The 16,765-nt window shown below is 53.1% G+C and carries 21 protein-coding genes and 3 pseudogenes; 10 read left to right on the forward strand and 14 right to left on the reverse strand.

The annotated features are described in order from the left end of the window. Positions 1 to 52: 52 nt before the first annotated feature. The 8 genes and pseudogenes from amrB to HUE57_RS14100 all read left to right on the forward strand — a co-directional run bounded on the left by amrB (position 53) and on the right by HUE57_RS14100 (position 4,806). Positions 53 to 838 (forward strand): AmmeMemoRadiSam system protein B, encoded by a 786-nt coding sequence (gene amrB, locus HUE57_RS14075; protein ID WP_078482179.1) that lies wholly within the window; start codon positions 53 to 55, stop codon positions 836 to 838. After that, the gene (gene amrA, locus HUE57_RS14080) at positions 816 to 1,400 is read left to right on the forward strand and encodes an AmmeMemoRadiSam system protein A (RefSeq protein WP_078482178.1); all 585 of its coding nucleotides are present in this window, start codon (positions 816 to 818) and stop codon (positions 1,398 to 1,400) included. Before amrB ends, amrA begins: the two co-directional genes overlap by 23 nt. Positions 1,401 to 1,473: 73 nt before the next feature. Then, entirely contained in the window at positions 1,474 to 2,208 is a 735-nt protein-coding gene (locus HUE57_RS14085) for a hypothetical protein (protein ID WP_174673397.1), read from the forward strand. Between the two features lie 32 nt (positions 2,209 to 2,240). Beyond that, positions 2,241 to 3,092 (forward strand): flagellar hook-length control protein FliK, encoded by an 852-nt coding sequence (gene fliK, locus HUE57_RS14090; protein ID WP_174673398.1) that lies wholly within the window; start codon positions 2,241 to 2,243, stop codon positions 3,090 to 3,092. Then, positions 3,089 to 3,247, forward strand: a pseudogene (locus tag HUE57_RS19270) (EscU/YscU/HrcU family type III secretion system export apparatus switch protein); the annotation flags it as partial. The gene fliK and the pseudogene HUE57_RS19270, both read left to right, overlap by 4 nt. Positions 3,248 to 3,290: 43 nt before the next feature. Continuing rightward, entirely contained in the window at positions 3,291 to 3,497 is a 207-nt protein-coding gene (locus HUE57_RS19275) for a hypothetical protein (protein ID WP_174672676.1), read from the forward strand. A 48-nt stretch (positions 3,498 to 3,545) separates the two neighbouring features. After that, complete coding sequence (locus HUE57_RS19720; protein ID WP_272901977.1) at positions 3,546 to 3,674, forward strand: flagellar type III secretion system protein FlhB; 129 nt, start codon at positions 3,546 to 3,548, stop codon at positions 3,672 to 3,674. After that, positions 3,667 to 4,806 carry an amidohydrolase family protein gene (locus HUE57_RS14100; RefSeq protein ID WP_078482175.1) on the forward strand — a complete coding sequence of 380 codons (1,140 nt, stop codon included), beginning with the start codon at positions 3,667 to 3,669 and terminating at the stop codon, positions 4,804 to 4,806. Before HUE57_RS19720 ends, HUE57_RS14100 begins: the two co-directional genes overlap by 8 nt. 43 nt (positions 4,807 to 4,849) lie before the next feature. On the opposite strand, the gene HUE57_RS14105 is transcribed toward HUE57_RS14100, so the two are convergent. The 6 genes and pseudogenes from HUE57_RS14105 to HUE57_RS14130 all read right to left on the reverse strand — a co-directional run. Then, positions 4,850 to 5,242, reverse strand: coding sequence for a DUF2802 domain-containing protein (locus HUE57_RS14105; RefSeq protein WP_078482174.1), 393 nt, complete (start codon positions 5,240 to 5,242; stop codon positions 4,850 to 4,852). Positions 5,243 to 5,251: 9 nt separating this feature from the next. Continuing rightward, the gene (locus tag HUE57_RS14110; protein WP_172840044.1) at positions 5,252 to 5,413 is read right to left on the reverse strand and encodes a hypothetical protein; all 162 of its coding nucleotides are present in this window, start codon (positions 5,411 to 5,413) and stop codon (positions 5,252 to 5,254) included. Positions 5,414 to 5,443: 30 nt separating this feature from the next. After that, the gene (locus HUE57_RS14115; protein WP_078482173.1) at positions 5,444 to 5,911 is read right to left on the reverse strand and encodes a chemotaxis protein CheW; all 468 of its coding nucleotides are present in this window, start codon (positions 5,909 to 5,911) and stop codon (positions 5,444 to 5,446) included. A gap of 116 nt (positions 5,912 to 6,027) precedes the next feature. Beyond that, a complete protein-coding gene (locus HUE57_RS14120; RefSeq protein WP_078482172.1) occupies positions 6,028 to 6,783 on the reverse strand; it encodes a chemotaxis protein CheW in 756 nt (251 codons plus the stop codon). Next, a complete protein-coding gene (locus HUE57_RS14125; RefSeq protein ID WP_078482171.1) occupies positions 6,780 to 7,574 on the reverse strand; it encodes a ParA family protein in 795 nt (264 codons plus the stop codon). The genes HUE57_RS14120 and HUE57_RS14125 overlap by 4 nt, the downstream gene beginning before the upstream one ends. Before the next feature lie 148 nt (positions 7,575 to 7,722). Next, positions 7,723 to 8,133: pseudogene (locus HUE57_RS14130) on the reverse strand (chemotaxis protein CheB); the annotation flags it as partial. 111 nt (positions 8,134 to 8,244) lie between these two features. Here HUE57_RS14130 and HUE57_RS14135 point away from each other — a divergent pair. Continuing rightward, the gene (locus HUE57_RS14135; protein WP_174673400.1) at positions 8,245 to 8,442 is read left to right on the forward strand and encodes a hypothetical protein; all 198 of its coding nucleotides are present in this window, start codon (positions 8,245 to 8,247) and stop codon (positions 8,440 to 8,442) included. On the opposite strand, the pseudogene HUE57_RS14140 reads toward HUE57_RS14135, so the two are convergent. The 4 genes and pseudogenes from HUE57_RS14140 to cheY all read right to left on the reverse strand — a co-directional run. Next, positions 8,420 to 9,082: pseudogene (locus HUE57_RS14140) on the reverse strand (response regulator); the annotation flags it as partial. The gene HUE57_RS14135 and the pseudogene HUE57_RS14140 sit on opposite strands and share 23 nt — an antisense overlap. Positions 9,083 to 9,143: 61 nt before the next feature. Further along, a complete protein-coding gene (locus tag HUE57_RS14145; RefSeq protein WP_078482169.1) occupies positions 9,144 to 11,246 on the reverse strand; it encodes a chemotaxis protein CheA in 2,103 nt (700 codons plus the stop codon). Between the two features lie 12 nt (positions 11,247 to 11,258). After that, positions 11,259 to 12,002: a protein phosphatase CheZ gene (locus tag HUE57_RS14150; RefSeq protein WP_078482265.1), complete on the reverse strand. Its 744-nt coding sequence runs from the start codon at positions 12,000 to 12,002 to the stop codon at positions 11,259 to 11,261. Between the two features lie 17 nt (positions 12,003 to 12,019). Further along, positions 12,020 to 12,400 carry a chemotaxis response regulator CheY gene (gene cheY, locus HUE57_RS14155; RefSeq protein WP_078482168.1) on the reverse strand — a complete coding sequence of 127 codons (381 nt, stop codon included), beginning with the start codon at positions 12,398 to 12,400 and terminating at the stop codon, positions 12,020 to 12,022. A 192-nt stretch (positions 12,401 to 12,592) separates the two neighbouring features. Between cheY and HUE57_RS14160 the strand changes: the two genes are divergently transcribed. After that, the gene (locus tag HUE57_RS14160; RefSeq protein WP_174673402.1) at positions 12,593 to 12,790 is read left to right on the forward strand and encodes a hypothetical protein; all 198 of its coding nucleotides are present in this window, start codon (positions 12,593 to 12,595) and stop codon (positions 12,788 to 12,790) included. 151 nt (positions 12,791 to 12,941) lie between these two features. On the opposite strand, the gene HUE57_RS14165 is transcribed toward HUE57_RS14160, so the two are convergent. The 4 genes from HUE57_RS14165 to flgB are packed head-to-tail and all read right to left on the reverse strand — an operon-like array spanning position 12,942 to position 16,483. After that, positions 12,942 to 14,927, reverse strand: a complete 1,986-nt coding sequence (locus HUE57_RS14165; RefSeq protein ID WP_078482746.1) for a flagellar hook protein FlgE — start codon at positions 14,925 to 14,927, stop codon at positions 12,942 to 12,944. A gap of 22 nt (positions 14,928 to 14,949) precedes the next feature. After that, a complete protein-coding gene (locus HUE57_RS14170; RefSeq protein WP_078482745.1) occupies positions 14,950 to 15,648 on the reverse strand; it encodes a flagellar hook assembly protein FlgD in 699 nt (232 codons plus the stop codon). A gap of 14 nt (positions 15,649 to 15,662) precedes the next feature. Continuing rightward, positions 15,663 to 16,079: a flagellar basal body rod protein FlgC gene (flgC, locus tag HUE57_RS14175; protein ID WP_135622000.1), complete on the reverse strand. Its 417-nt coding sequence runs from the start codon at positions 16,077 to 16,079 to the stop codon at positions 15,663 to 15,665. Beyond that, positions 16,079 to 16,483 carry a flagellar basal body rod protein FlgB gene (gene flgB / locus HUE57_RS14180; protein ID WP_078482743.1) on the reverse strand — a complete coding sequence of 135 codons (405 nt, stop codon included), beginning with the start codon at positions 16,481 to 16,483 and terminating at the stop codon, positions 16,079 to 16,081. Before flgB ends, flgC begins: the two co-directional genes overlap by 1 nt. Positions 16,484 to 16,765: the final 282 nt, after the last annotated feature.

Below are 16,765 nucleotides of genomic sequence, written 5' to 3' on the forward strand. Positions count from 1 at the left end.
ATCCACTCTCACACTATTGATAGTAGATAGATGTCCCACAAAGGGAGCCGGAATGGCAACTGTTAGACAACCAGCCGTGGCAGGCATGTTCTATCCAAGTGATCCAACAGAGCTTCGCACAATGGTCGATGGCTATCTGAGCGAGGCGGCAGAAGTAGCTCGCGTGCCCAAGGCGATCATCGCGCCACACGCTGGTTTTATCTACTCCGGCCCTATCGCCGCCTCGGCCTATACAGCAATCGCGGCGGCACGCCATCAGATCAAACGGGTGGTACTGCTAGGACCTGCACATCGGGTTGGTTTTCACGGTCTGGCGGCTAGCCATGCCGACTTCTTTCGTACCCCTCTCGGCGATGTCAGCATTGATAAAGCGGCTCTGGAGAAGATCATTGAGCTACCGCAACTCCACTGGCTCGATGAGGCGCATACCCTTGAGCATAGCCTCGAGGTCCAGCTCCCCTTCCTACAGCGTCTGCTTGATGACTTCACTCTGATTCCGCTGGTTGTTGGCGACTGCGCAGCAACAGAGGTCGAACAGGTTCTGAAACTGCTCTGGGGTGGCGATGAGACGCTGATCGTGATCAGTTCAGATTTGAGTCACTATCACGACTACCTCACCGCACAACAGATGGATCGCACCACCTCAAATGCCATAGAGCAGCTCGACGGCCGTGCCATTCACTATGAGAGCGCCTGTGGACGAAATGGTATTCTCGGCCTGCTAGCCGCTGTAGAAAAACATCAGATGACAATTAGAACCATCGATCTGCGAAATTCGGGTGACACCGCGGGTGCTCGTGACCAGGTGGTCGGATATGGAGCCTATCTCGTTGAGTAGTGTCACATCACTGACAGGGCATGAGCAGGACGACCTGCGTCAGCTAGCACGCGACTCTATCCGCCATGGGCTCACTCACGGTAAGGCACTTGATGTAAATGCGAGCGACTATAGCGACCCACTTCAACGGCAGCGTGCCACCTTTGTCACCCTGGAGCTCGGCGGCACACTGCGTGGCTGTATCGGAACCTTAGAGGCGCATCGCCCACTTGCCGTCGATGTCGCAAGCAACGCCTACGCGGCAGCCTTCTCCGACCCACGCTTTCCACCCCTTGATGAAAATGAGTTTCAGCGACTCGATATTCATATCTCTATCCTCACTCCCTCGGAACCACTCCTTTTTAATGGTGAAGAGGATCTGCTGGAGAAGATCCGTCCCGGCATCGACGGCCTGATACTGAGTGAGGGTTACCGGCGTGGCACCTTTCTCCCCTCAGTCTGGGAGTCACTGCCGAATCCTGAGCAATTTCTGCAGCATCTCAAGCTCAAGGCAGGTCTTCCGGCCGACTACTGGTCAGATCAGATTGAGATCGAACGTTACACCACCGAGTTGATTGAATAGCCACTCCCTCCTAAAGCAGCCCTATTCCTGACCGATAGAGTATGCTAGAGCCAATAGAGAGTCAGGGTCAGGCGTGGAAGTAAAACCGACACAACCGCAGATCACTACCATCAAAGTCGATGTCGCTGAGCTTAAGGCGGCACTGAGCAATTGGAAGGTAGGCGAATCACTGCTCGCTGTTGCACGCGAGAGTTCTCAGCAGGGACGTGTGATGCTGCAGATTGGAAATCTTGCGGTCGAAGCAAAAAGCGATCAGCCGATCCGGGCGGGACAACAGCTCCAACTCGTTGTCGAAAGGCTCACCCCCTCCCCCGTGATGCGTGTTGTTGATAACATTCAGCCCCCATCACCACAGAGCATTGCGTTAAAAAACCTGCTGCCACTACAGCGTCCCATCTCAGAACTATTGGCCAATCTCACCCAGCTTACCCAGACCAAGGTTGTCACCCAGCTGTTAACTGCAGCTTCAACGGCCATCACTCCCAGCAAAGTGAATTCCAGTAGCACGCCCCTCCTCACACCAACCCTACCGGGACAGCCAGTCACAACATCAGCCACGACACCTCCGCCCGGCATCAGTCGCGATGAGGTACGTGCCATCACACAACTTGCCCAGCGGTTGGTCAGTCAGATCAGCTCATCTAGTGATATCAGTAAACCAGGGGCGCTTGAGCAGGCAATAAAAACATCCGGGGAGTCGCTATTTTTGCGAAAGTTTGTTTTGGGCATCCAAGCCCAAGCAAACAGCAAAAACTTCACGCGACCGTTTATGCCTGCGGCGCCCCGACGTCCTGCGTACGTTGCGTAATCACCTCTTCGCGGCTCTACACAACTCCCTCAGTGACTCTACGCCGACATAAAGCCGCTGCTGCATCTTCTCCGTCGTTCGCTCGCGCTCTCAACTACGAATATACAGACGGCGTCGACTATCGGGGACTAACCGCCCTCACTTCGCTCTCCATGGCGGTCAGCGCGGGAAATTTCTTTGAGGCCAATCTTCTCAAGGGACTGCAGGGACTCAATCGCCCCACCCCAAACAGCGACTTCAAGGCACCACTGCTGCAACTACTCGATCTGTTACGTACCGTCAGCAGCAGCAAATCGTTGCCACCTAGCAGTGACAAACTCCCTCTCAGCAGTGAACTGACTCTTCCCGGTAGCGCCCCCCAGGCTCCCGCACGTTTTGCACCGTCACTCCCCCTTGGGGACACATTGAGAATGCTTGCAGATCTTCTCAAGCAGGTTGAGGGGAGCCTTGCTCGCATACAGCTCAACCAGCTTACCTCTACACCTCATCAGGCCACAGAGGCGGAAACACGCCCCGCATGGCTGATCGAGCTACCACTTCGCAACGGTGAGCGGATCGATCTGGTGCAAATGAAATTCGAGGAGGAGCGTGGGAAAAACAGTGATGGCAATGCTGAGAAACAGTGGTCCGTTAAGCTTGCGTTCGATCTCGACACTATTGGACCACTGCACATCAAGGTGACCTACGCAGGCGGCTCCATCTCAACAATCTTCTGGGCCGAACAGCACGACAGCGCTGAACTCTTTAAGGCCAACATGGGTGAACTCGAACAGCGCCTTACCAAGGCTGGACTGGTTGTTAACAAACTCGATACTCACAGCGGTGCTCCCCCCTTTAAAAATGGCCTGCTTGCCGCCGAGTCGATACTGGATGAGAAGGCATGAAGGAGCAGCAAACCGGCAACGATCTCTCGATTGCACTTCGCTACGACGGCGTCGGTGCGCCCCGGGTCACTGCAAAGGGTGAAGGTGATCTCGCCCGAGAGATTCTCGAACTGGCGAAAAAACACGGAATCCCCTATCAGGAGAATCCGGTCCTGGTTCAGTTACTGGCTCAGATAGAACTGCCGGGGAGTCGCTATTTTGCGAAAGTTTGTTTTGGGCATCCAAGCCCAAGCAAACAGCAAAAACTTAACGCGACCATTTATGCCTACGGCGCCCCGACCGTCCTGCGTTCGTTGCGTAATCACCTCTTCGCGGCTCTACACAACTCCCTCAGTGACTCTACGCCGACATAAAGCCGCTGCTGCATCTTCTTCGTCGTCCGCTCGCGCTCTCAACTACGAATAGGCAGACGGCGTCGACTATCGGGGACTAACCGCCCTCACTTCGCTCTCCATGGCGGTCAGCGGGGATCAGATTCCACGTGAACTCTATGTCGCGGTAGCCGAGGTCATCTCTTTCGCCTATATCATTTCGGGCAAACGTCCACCGCTTGAAACCGGAACAACTTCGCAGGATGAGTAACAAATTAATGGGTATCCTCACTATCCATCGTTCTATGAAATCACTGTTCGCACTACTACTTCTCACACACAGCGCTAACATTGCTGCCACTGAGCTCAACTTCAGTAAAGATCAACTTGAACAGCGTTGGGCCGATAGAATCGAGAAGCTACTTGAGACAGACAAACTACCGCTTATCGATCTGCAGACCAGTCTCAAATCTGAACAGATAAAACAATTCATCCCAGATGCTTTTGATGTGTTCGATGAGATTGGTATCGCTTTAATGGCTGCGGACGGCTATCAGCGGCCAAAGGATGGCAGTAAGGGGTATCGCTGGAGTAACTACATTCTGGAACTCGTCAATGATCACCCCGACTATTTTATTCCAACGACCAACGGCGGCACGAACAGTAACTGGCTTAAACAGAAAGGGGAAGACGAGAGACACTATATCGATCAGTTAGAGCACGAAGTTCGTAGTGGTCGCTATCGCGTTATGGGCGAACTCGACTTTCGCCACTACATGTCGAGCATCCAGTGCTCCCGAGGACGCAATGATCGTGACAACGCCATACCTCTAAGCAGCCCAAATGGTCATCGCCTGTTTGCGCTCAGTGCCGAGCGCGGCATCCCCTTCAGTATCCACCTGGAAGCGGAAGATCGCGAACTCACTGAACTAGAGAGGATGTTAAGGCAATACCCCAAGGCGAAGGTTATCGTTTCCCATTTTGGACAACTACGTCACCCTGAAAAGCAGCGGCGTTTTACGCCAAGGTATGTGCGTCACCTGCTTAACAGCTACCCCAATCTCTTTTTTGATCTCGCCATCGGTCATCCAAACCGTCAATACCAATGTGCCGGCCCAGACAATAACCGTCTACTTGAGGGTGATACGGTAATTTGGATGGGCAGCGAGGGAAATCAAAAAAAACGCGTCCGCACAGAGTATCTCGCCATCTTTAAAGAGTTCGACAGACGATTTGTGTTTGCCTCTGACTACGGCGGTGGACGCGCACCACTGACGAGACACCTACGTGAGAAGGTAGATAACTTCCGGGATATTATTCGCGACTTGCCAGAGAAGGCGAGGCACCAGTTTGCGTACCGAAACGCGTGGCGTCTTCTTACGGGTAGAGAGTGGAACAGGTAGGGATATTTACCAACCAACGGTCGATTCTGAGCGGACGAAGGGTCTATGCGTTACCAGCACTTTCCGCACTGTTCATCATGAAGATCAACTCTGCCTCACCACGGGTTAGGCCACAGGTATTGATTAGCTCATCAATCGAGGCACCACTGTGGACCAGTTTGCCAGCCTGTAGGTAGGGACGTTCACCTGAAGTTCTGAGATCAAGCTGATCCTGGCGTTCATTCTGGCTACGCAGACGTTGCTCCAGTTTATTGAGTCGATTGCCGACACCAACCGCACCACTACAGAGCGCACTCACATCATCACGAGTTGCATTGAGATCGACTCGGGTCTGTCGGAAAGCATCGAGCTCCCGACGCACCCTGGTAAGCTGGTAGATAGCAACGGCAGCTGTCGCCAACGCAGCAAGTGAAACAATGAAAAGTGCAATAGTCATGGCAGCTACCTATACATACTCATCTACGTGGGGACGTCCATCATCCTGCTGGTCATCGGCAGGTTTCTGTCGTTTCTCCTGCTTGGGGCGTTTCTTGCGCTCTTTCTGATCACGGCTCTTATCAACCGGATTGAGAGGAAATGTTGGAATAACGTCTCTTATCTCACTCATGGCGCACACCCCGCTACATAACGCGAAGACCTACCAGCCGGAACCACTCTCATCGAGTAGCTTGTTAAGGTCTACCAGAATGAGCAGTTTGCCTTCACGGCTGGCTACACCCTGGATATATTTTGAACTCTCATCATTACCGACATTGGGCGCCGTCTCGATCTCGGACATCGCCAGTTCCACAACCTCAGCAACACTGTCGACCAGAATACCGACCACCTGTTTATCCGATTCAATAATGACGATACGTGTCGAGTCGTCCATCTCCTCGGGCATCAGTCCAAAACGGCGACGGGTATCGATAACCGTCACCACATTTCCGCGTAGATTGATAATACCGAGCACATAATTCGGTGCACCGGGTACAGGCGCGATTTCAGTCACACGCAGCACCTCCTGCACCTGCATCACGTTAATGCCGTAGGTCTCTTGTTCGAGCTGGAAGGTCACCCACTGCAGGATGGGGTCATTGCCGGTTGCCTTCACTACTTCATTCATCTCAGTAACCTCTAAGGTCTATCTTATTCAGCTTATTGCATCTCGCGTCAGATATTTGTCGCGAAGCATATTGTTATTACGTTATTTGCATCAACCGTGCCAAGAATCAATATGTACTACTGATAACCACCTGTACCCAGCTGCTCAGCAAGCGCATCGGTATTGAGCAATGCACACATCTGCTCGATAACGGTACCCGCCAACCATGCGCGTTTACCCTTGGAGGTACGCCAACGTACATCATCAGATCCCAGTGTAATGACTTCATCGATATCATCACAGGCAAGTCCCCATTCACCCTCGCCGATCAGAATGATGTTGCCATATTGGCGCTCACCATCTTTCATTCGCTCGGGGGGTACAACAATACCGGCCGTATCAACGATCTTCACGTTTTTATCGAGATGCGGTAACAGCCCCATAAAGTGCTCAGAGTGGCCTGGCATCGGGGTGATCTCATCACTCCAGTTCAACACACCGTTGAGCCGTGCAAGCGGTACCGCCAGTTTTAATCCAGCAACGCTAAACAGTAGCGACTGGAAGGGTTCATCACCCCACTCTGGAACCTCAGACTCCGGCTCTGCAGCCTTCTCTTCAGCGGCAGCCTCAAGCTGCTCGGCAACTACCGGCTCCTCAACAATCGTCTCCTTAACCTCAGGAGGGGGTGCCACGGGGATTTCACGCGGTAATATACGTGGCGTCTCGGTTGTGATTGGTCGCACGCTCAGTTTGCTTTCCGCATCAACGGCTCGCAAACGGGCGACAGGTTCAGGTGTTGAAGGCGTGTCACTCAGCAGACCATCGAGATAGTCCCCCAGTGCCAAACTCTCGTCGAGAATCGACTCATTTTTTCCTGAATACTTTTTGTTCATCGAGCAGCTACCTGTTCTATTGAGTCGAAGGCCTGGAGATAGTTAAGCAGGTGGTGATAGGCAATTGAGCCTCTCGCGTTTGGCTGCATGATAGGCAGCGGAGCACCCGCTCTGCTCGCCTCACGGAAACGGGTATCAACCGGGATCACCTCATCCCATAGGTGACTGGCAAAGCGTTCCTGCAGATGGCGTACGGTTTCGATCGAGGCACGCGTACGTCGGTCAAACAGAGTCGGAACAATCGTATAATCGAGCGGTAGTGGACGGCTGTTGTTGATCATATTTAGGGTACTGAGCATGCGCTCAAGTCCCTTGATCGCCAGGAACTCTGTCTGCACTGGGATAATCAATCGCTCACATGCCGCCAGTGCGTTGACCATCAGCACACCTAACATCGGCGGGCAGTCGAGCAGCACGTAATCAAAGCGCCCTTCAAGACTCTTCACGGCCTCGGCCACGACCAGGCCCATACCTCCCAGTTTGCCCGATTGACGATCAAGTGTTGCCAACGCCATATTGGCCGGCATTATCTGCAGCTTAGGAAAACGGGTCGGATGGATCAAAGAGGTCGGATCAGCAGGAACACGACTAGCGTGACGCTGATAGAGGGTATAGGCGCCATTCTCAACACTATCGGGATCGAAACCAAAATAGCTGGTCAGAGAACCGTGGGGATCGAGGTCGATTAACAGCGTTTCGTGACCACGCGCAGCGAGGTGCCCAGCCAATGAGACTGTGGTGGTCGTCTTGCCAACACCGCCCTTCTGGTTAGCAATAGCCCAAACCTTCATAGCTACCCTCCTCAACACTGTCGAATGCGCTCACGTAGTGAGTCAAGCGCACCGACCCTGAAAATTATGCAATAACGGCCTCTACTGAGTATAGATACCCCATTTTGGGTGCTGAGACCATTCATTACCTGTCACTCGCATCAAATCCTTAAACAACACCTGCAAGTTCACTGCCAAACTGATCGAGTGTTACGACACGATCTGTGATGCGAGCCTCTGCTACTGCCATCGGCATACCGTAGACAACGCAGCTCGCCTCATCCTGGCTCCAGACCGTGGAACCGCCCTGTTTAAGGGTGCGACACCCCTCTCTACCATCTGCACCCATCCCGGTCAGAATCACCGCCAGGGTCGTATTTGGATAGATTTTGGCAACAGAATTGAAGGTGATATCGACACAGGGTTTGTAGAACTGGCCAGCATCACTCTCTGTGATCTTCACCCGCGCCGCACCACTTCGCCCCTCAATAACCATCTGTTTACCACCGGGTGCCAATAAAGCGACACCAGGCTGCAGCATGTCGCCATCTGCGGCCTCTTTCACCTTGATGTTGCAGAGTGATCCGGGGAGTCGCTATTTTGCGGAAGCTTGTTTTGGGCCCCAAGCCCAAGCAAGCGGCAAATATAACGCGACCGTTTATGCCTAGCAGACGCCGACTGTCTGCGTACGTTGCGTAATCACCTCTTCGCGGCTCTACACAACTCCTCAGTGACTCTACGCCGACATAAAGCCGTGCTGCATCTTCTTCGTCGTTCGCTCGCGCTCTCAACTACGAATAGGCAGACGGCGTCGACTATCGGGACTAACCGCCTTCGCTTCGCTATCCATGGCGGTCAGCGCAAGAACGCGCCGCGAAAGCCGGAGTAAAGGTGCCAGGCATGTGCTGTACCAGCAAAATCGGCATCGGGTAGTTAGCCGGCAGTGCGGTCAGTACCTTCTGTAACGCGACCGGTCCACCCGTGGAGGTACCGATAGCAAGTAGTTTGAAACTGCCACGCCTAACAGGCGCTGAAGGGGCAGCGGGTGGCGGCGCAGACGCTGGTCTTGAAATGGGTGTACGCGCGGCTGCCGTTGGTCTGCTTACAGGCGGTGGTGTTGGTGCTGGGCGACTTCCCTTGGCGACACTGCGAACCTGTGCGCAAAGTTTACGCTTTGCCTCTTCGCGATCTTTAGAAATGTCATCGAAGCGTTTTGGTAAAAAATCGACCGCACCGGCATCGAGTGCATCGAGTGTCGCCTTGGCACCATCGTAGGTGAGTGAAGAGAACATCAACACGGGAGTTGGGCGCATTGTCATAATACGCCGTACTGCTGTGATGCCATCCATGACCGGCATCTCGATATCCATGGTGATCACATCGGGCTTGAGCTGCATCGTCTTATCGATGGCATCTTTACCATCCACAGCAGCACCGACCACCTCAATCTGGGGATCTGAATCGAGAATCTCTGTGACACGGCGCCGGAAAAAACCGGAGTCGTCCACAACCAGTACGCGTACTGCCATCTATCTCTCTACCTTAAAACCGTAATAAGGGGTTTGATTGTCACCCCGAACGGCGCAGGGTTCAATATTTTCCGCCGTAGGCCTTCATCAAGCTGGGTACATCGAGAATCAGAGCAATACGCCCATCACCGGTGATGGTTGCACCTGACATGCCAGCCACACCATGCAGTGTCTGACCGAGTGGCTTGATAACCACCTCTTCTTGACCAATCAGCTGATCCACCACGAAACCGACACGCTGACTACCCACATTGACGACAACGACATGTGCATTGTCTGGTGCCTGATCAACGTAACCGTCCTGTACCAGCCATTCACGTAAGTAGTAAAGCGGCAGTGCCTGATTGCGCACCATCACCACTCGTTGACCATCAACCACATTGGTCTTGGAAAGATCGAGATTGAAGATCTCGTTAACACTGGCCAGTGGCAGACTAAACGGCTGTTTACCCAGAACGACCATCAGGGTCGGCATAATAGCGAGCGTCAGCGGTACCTTGATGCTGATCTTGGAACCTTTACCGAGAGTCGAATCGATCTCAGCACTACCATTGAGCTGGGTAATCTGGGTCTTGACCACATCCATGCCAACACCACGACCTGAGACATCGGATATCTCGGTCTTGGTTGAGAAACCCGCCGCAAAAATCAGGTTATAAGCCTCGTTGTCACTCAGACGATTCGCACTATCCTCATCCATCATCCCCTTCTCAACCGCCTTGCGACGCAGAAGGTCGGCATCCATACCAGCACCATCATCGGTGATAGTGATCAGAATATGATCACCCTCCTGGTCTGCCGCGAGAATAACGGTACCACCACGAGGTTTACCCGCTGATTCACGAACATCGGGCCCCTCAATACCGTGGTCAACCGCATTACGCACCAGATGCACGAGTGGATCGGCCAGCGCCTCAACTAAATTCTTATCAAGGTCGGTCTCCTCACCGCGCAGCTCTAGAGAGACCTCTTTCTTAAGACTACGCGCAAGGTCACGTACAACACGTGGGAAGCGACCAAAGACCTTCTTGATCGGTTGCATGCGGGTTTTCATCACCGCTGTCTGAAGGTCTGCGGTAACCAGGTCGAGGTTAGCAACGGCCTTGCTCGCCTCCTCATCGGCCATCGCGGCCTTGAGGGTCGAGAGCCGATTACGTACCAGTACCAGCTCGCCAACCAGATTCATAATGTCATCGAGACGCTTGGTATCGACACGAACCGTTGCTTCCTGGGTTGGTTGTCCACCGCCTGCAGCGGCCTTCGCTGGTGCCTTGGCGGCAGGTACAGGTTTATCCTGTGCTGCTGGCTGCGCTGCCTTGGCGGGAGGTTGGGGGGGGAGGGTCTCTTTTTTCTCTGCTTTAGCAGGCTCAGTAGCACCCGAAGAGCCCGGGGCCTTGCCGCCGTGAAGCTCATCGAGCAGTGCCTCAAACTCATCTTCACTGATATCGTCTGAACCTGAAGCCGCCGTCGGTTCAGCCGGTTTTTCGGCTTCTACCGCACCCGATGCACCCGGTGCCTTACCACCGTGTAACTCATCAAGCAGCGCCTCAAAATCATCTTCACTGATATCTTCCGAACCGCCACTCGCACTTGTTTGGGCAGCCTCAGAAGCTGCCGGAGCACCCGGTGCCGCACCATCGTGTAGCGTATCCAGCAGTGCCTCAAACTCTTCATCGGTGATATCACCATCATCCGCCGCACCGCTTTCTGCAACTGCAACCGGTTCGGGCTCAGGTTCTGCTGCAGGTGGCTCAGCAGCGGAGGCAGCATCTACGGTACCGTTCAGATACGCTTCCAGTGAGGCCATCAGCTCATCTTCGGCAGGCGTTGGATCCTGTCCGGAGCGAACCTCATCAAACATACTATTGAGTCTGTCTAGAACCGTGAGGAAGATATCCATCAAGGTGGCATCTACATCGCGCTCACCATTGCGGAGCTGGTTGAAGACATCTTCGGCGCGATGACAAATATTGACCAGAGCATCCAGGCTCAAGAAGCTGGCACCACCCTTTACGGTATGGAAGCCACGAAATACTGCATTGAGAAGATCGTTATCTTTTGGACGCTGCTCCAGCTCTACGAGCTGTTCACCCAGCTGTTCGAGGATTTCACCCGCCTCGATCAGAAAGTCCTGGAGAATATCGTCATCAACATCGATTGCCATTTTTTTACGTCCTCAGAATCCGAGGCTAGAGAGAAGGTCATCCACATCATCCTGGCCACTCACCACATCGGCGGTTTCCAGACCAGGTACTTGAGGCCCTTCCAACTTTCCAGACTCACTTGTTGTTTTTTCGCTTGAGGTACTGCCTGGCACCATCTTCTTACCAGAGATTCGAACCATCTCAACCAGATTCTCTTCTACTTCCTGGACAAGACTTATTACGCGGCGAATGATCTGACCGGTAATATCCTGGAAATCCTGTGCCATCAGAACTTCTGTCAACTTACTCTGAATGTCGGCTGTACTCTGCTGGACTTGAGTAAAAAAGGTATCAATCTCACCACTGAGGTCACGAAACTCCTGCGCCTCCATCTCTCTGGCACGGAATTTCTGCCACTGACCACCTAGGTCTGAAGCCTGTTTACTGAGGCTCTCACACATAGGCAGCACCTGCTCAACCATATCAAGCGTGCGGTGAGCTGACTCTTCAGTCTTGGTAATAACGTAGTTGAGACGCTCTTTGGCATCGGGGATATCTTTTTCGGTTAGCTCAGGAATACGTGAATCGGAACCAAAGCTATTGAGAGAGTCGTGCAGATCACGTGTCAGTTTTCCGATCTCCTGGAAGAGTCCAACATCTCGGATCTGTACCATTTCATCGAGCAGACGATTTGCTTCGGGCTCGTTATCCTCTTCAAGAGATTTGAGCAGTGCGCGCGCATTTTCCAGTCGCAGCTGTTTTTCGCTTTCTGTCAGTTCCATGTTTTGACCCCCTAGCTGCCCGCATCAATGCGTTCAAAGATCTTGTCGATCTTCTCCTTGAGGGTTCCGGCAGTAAACGGCTTAACGATGTAGCCATTTACACCAGCCTGCGCAGCCTCAATGATCTGCTCTTTCTTCGACTCCGCCGTTACCAGCAATACCGGCATAGAAGAGAGGTTCGGATCGGCTCGCACCGCCCTGAGCAGATCAATACCTGTCATCCCAGGCATATTCCAATCGGTAACCAGAAAGTCGAAATCACCAGACTGCAGCATGGGTAGGCCTGTAGCGCCATCGTCTGCTTCCGACACATTTTCGAAGCCCAGCTCACGCAGCAGATTCTTAATGATGCGCCGCATTGTGGAGAAATCATCCACAACCAGGATCTTCATGTTCTTATCCAAAACAACCTCCTGCTCTTTTTATAAGCATTTTCAAAGCTATAGATTCCCACGCAGTATAATGCACTGGAGTCGTAATCGTTAATCTCTATCTGCAGTCCAGTCCGTCATTCTGGCGCGCAATCTTGCCATCGCCTGACTGTGTATTTGACACACACTGGGGAGTCGCTATTTTGCGAAAGCTTGTTTTGGGCATCCCAAACCCAAGCAAACAGCAAAAACTTCACGCGACCGTTTATGCCTACGGCGCCCCGACCGTCCTGCGTACGTTGCGTAATCACCTCTTCGCGGCTCTACACAACTCCCTCAGTGACTCTACGCCGACATAAAGCCGCTGCTGCATCTTCTTCGTCGTCCGCTCGCGCTCTCAACTACGAATAGGCAGACGGCGTCGACTATCGGGGACTAACCGCCCTCACTTCGCTCTCCATGGCGGTCAGCGACTGTTGATCGACTGGGAACGAAGCGTCTGCTTCGCCCCTTCCATCGCCAAATAGAGCATGCGGTCCATAACGTCACCTCAACCTATCGATTAACGGATGTTGATAATGGTTTGGGTTATCTGGTCATTGGTGCTGATGACCTGCGCATTCGCCTGGTAGTTACGCTGTGATGTGATCATCTTTACCAGCTGCCCCGAGAGGTCGACGTTGGAATCCTCCAACGCACCACCCTGAACCAGACCCAGACTCGCCGTACCGGGCTGACCGACCAGTGCTGCACCGGAGTCGAAACTCTCGGCCCAGTTGGTATCACCCAGCTGGCTCAAACCCTGTGAGTTGGCGAAACTGGCCAGTGCTACCTGACCCAGCGCCTGTGACTGACCGTTGCTGTAACGGGCAAAGACGGTACCGTCATTGGAGATATCGACACCGCTGAGTCGACCGGTTGAGTAACCATCCTGCGACAGGGCGAAAACGGCGAAGTCGGCGCCGTACTGCGTCAGGGCACTGACATCAACACTCAGATCGATGGGGTCGACATCGTTTCCGGGGGTGTCGACATCGATGCCGGTCATGTTGAATGAGAGGGTAGCGATGGCGCTGTCAGCAACTGTGGGCTGATCGGGCTGGCTAGAGTCGTCACGTGCCCAGAGCTGGCTGATCGAACCACCTGGAGAGAACTCAGCGATGAAATTGAGATCGGGATCATCGTTTGGATAGACAGCAGCGCCATCCATGAAGTGGTGAACCTCCCACTTATTGGGCTCTGGCATCTTGCGATAGTAGGTAGTCAGCAGATGGGTACCACCCTGAGAGTCATAGACGCTCAAAGAGGTTGAGTTGTTGTAGCTCGCGGGCTCATCGGGATCAAAGGCAATAACCTGTTTGTCGACACCATCAGCAATAACGGTCGAAACCGCTGCTGCAGGCGTCGTCTGCGTCATGTTGGCGAAGGAGAGATCGATATTAAGATCTGGCGCGTTGAGCAGATTGCTGGCATTACCCGTCAGGTCGATGCTGATGTTCTGATTACCGCCGAGGGTAATGGTCTGAGGTATCAGACTCGCTACGCCATCAACGGTGTAGGTCACGTCATATTCGCCTAGACGTTCTGTACCGGTCTGAGTGGTTGCAAAGCCCGAGGCGGTTGTTCCATCAGTGACGGTGGAAACGTCAACGGTGTATGGGCTCAGGGTGTCGGTAATGACATCGGTGCCCGCGTCATAGGTAAAACGACCGGCTACCGTGGCGGTATTTAGCTGGCTAACGACCTCACCAAGAACACCATCATCCGTTGCATAGTTAGCATTCAGGGTTATAGCGGTGGTTGAACCATTGTCGTATGTGAAATCGATCGTCGCAGTTTCACCCGCACCCGAATAATCTGATTTTGTGATCAGCCCGGTAAAATCTGCACTGGTACCTTCAAAGGCCGTCAGCGACAGGTCAAGATCATGCTCATAACCGTAATCATCTATTACGGTCAGGCCCGCAAAGTTGTTGGTTGCGGTTGGGTCGGTATCGAGATCGCCACTACTAATATCGATACCGGTGGTTGCTGTAGGATTACCTGGAACCGCCGCCGCAGAGTCAACGTTCACCGACACATCCACATCCTGAGTTGCATTAGGCTGGATGTTTGAGGTATCGAGCTGCATGTCACCAATCGCACCGGTGATTGCACCGGTCGCATCGGCCTGGAAACCGATCAAACGCTGGCTGAGGTTGTTGACCACATAGCCATCACGGTCAACCTGAAAACTACCGGCACGTGAGTAGAGTCGTGAACCGTTATCCTCAAGGACAAAAAAACCATCACCGTTGATCGCCAGATCAAGGTTGTTATCGGTGTAAGAGATGGTGCCCTGGGTGAACTGCTGCGATACAGCGGCAAGACGCACACCACTACCGATCGCATTGGATGAGGTACCACTGGAGGAAACGGCGTATACATCGGCAAACTCTGCACGAGACTGCTTAAAGCCGTTGGTGCTGGCGTTTGCGATGTTGTTTGAAATGACGCCCAGATCGGCTGCGGCCGCTTTCAAACCTGACAGTGCTGTATTAAATGACATAGTTAATATCTCCTGAAATCGATTACATAATCTGGCGAATGCGAGAGAATTCCGACTCTCCCAGCCCGTTCAGATTGACTTTGAAACCACTTGTACCTGTACCCAGTGATACGCTTCCAACCGAGTCGGCCATCAGCGGTTCCACTGCCTCTACTTCATTACCAAAACGCGCATTAGCGCTTACCAGATAGCGTCCGGGTGGTGCTGCCTCACCCTGCTCATTGAGTCCATCCCAGACGAAATAGCTAATCCCCTTCTCCACACTGCCGTAGTCAATGCTGCGGACGTGTTGACCAAAGGTGTCGTAAATCTCTACGGTGAGTTTTTCACTCGCCTGCGGCAGCTCAACACCACCGGCCAAGCCAGCCTCATTGAGGTTGCCAACCGCTTTGCCATCAGACATTTGCGGTTCGACCAGCACCGTGCGACCGACCATATTCGATGCCTGAAGCACCTGGTTCGATTGCATCCTGCCGGCAAAGTCGTCGAATGAAGTCTGTAGATCCTGCAGACCGGTGACCTGACTGAACTGAGCGATCTGGGTCAGATACTCACCACTCTCCATCGGCTTGAAGGGATCCTGATTTTGTAGCTGAGTCAGCATCAGGGTCAGGAACTGCTCCTGACCGAGTGCATTGGCATCAACCTCAGCATCCTTACTCGCTGTTTTTGTAGATAGCCCAAGGGCTGAGAGGGTCGATTGATCAATCGCGTTTGTCATTATCAGCTACCCCCCTACTGGCCAAGCTGCAGCGTGCGCATTAGCAGCTGTTTGGAGGTGGTCATCACCTCAACATTGTTCTGATAGGAACGAGAGGCGGAGATCATGTTCGACATCTCCTCCACGGTGCTGATATCGGGGCTGTAGACATAGCCCTGCTCATTGGCGAGTGGATTACCGGGGTCATATTTCATTAGTGGGTCGGCCTGACTCTCGACTACACCATCAACCCGCACACCCTTGGCAGCCTGGTTTGGATTCATCGAGTCGAGAATGGCCGAGAAGACAGGCTGGCGCGGCTTGTACACCTCTTCAGGTGTGGTCGCGACGTTATCGGCATTCGCCAGGTTACTGGCAACGGTATTAAGACGCACCGACTGTGCACTTAACGCCGAACCTGACACATCAAATACATTAAATAGCGACATAATTACTCTCCTCGAATGGCGCCGCGAATCGCCTTGATCTTGTCACCCAGGAATCTCAGGCTCGCCTGGTACTGAATGGAGTTCTCAGAAAACTCAGCCTGTTCAACGTGCACATCGACGGTGTTGCCATCAAGTGATGCCTGATTGGGAACTCGATAAGCCGGTTCCATGCCGACACCGCCTGAACTGGCACTGGTGATATGGTTTGAGTGGGTGCGGTTCATACCTTGCATCCCCAACATCTGGTCCTGCGCCTGCCCCAAAGCGGCCTTGAAGTCGATATCGCGCGCCTTGTAGTTGGGGGTATCGGCATTGGCCAGATTGGATGCGATCAACTCGGCACGACGAGCACGAACCCGTAGCGCTTCTGAATGAATCCCCAATGCTGAATCGATATTTATTGGCATCTTGCACCTCACACATTTCTCTTCTGGACAGAGAAAATGCAAAAGATATGCCACTAGCGTTTATTTCATAGATAACAACTGGTTGTAACATTTTGAAGGTAACAAGAGGTACTAAACGGCAAGAATTCGCCGCCATGCGGCAAGGTTTTAAGGATTACGGCAATCGATAGGTGATGGTTTGTTGACGCGCCCGAACTGTGAACAGAGAGTTGCTCTCTTGCACGCATCTATTGAATGTAAGGTGGGTTGAGCGAAAGCGCGATGAACCGTAGGTTCGAGTCC

The organism is Candidatus Reidiella endopervernicosa (genome assembly GCF_013343005.1).
In the GTDB taxonomy this organism is placed as follows: Bacteria; Pseudomonadota; Gammaproteobacteria.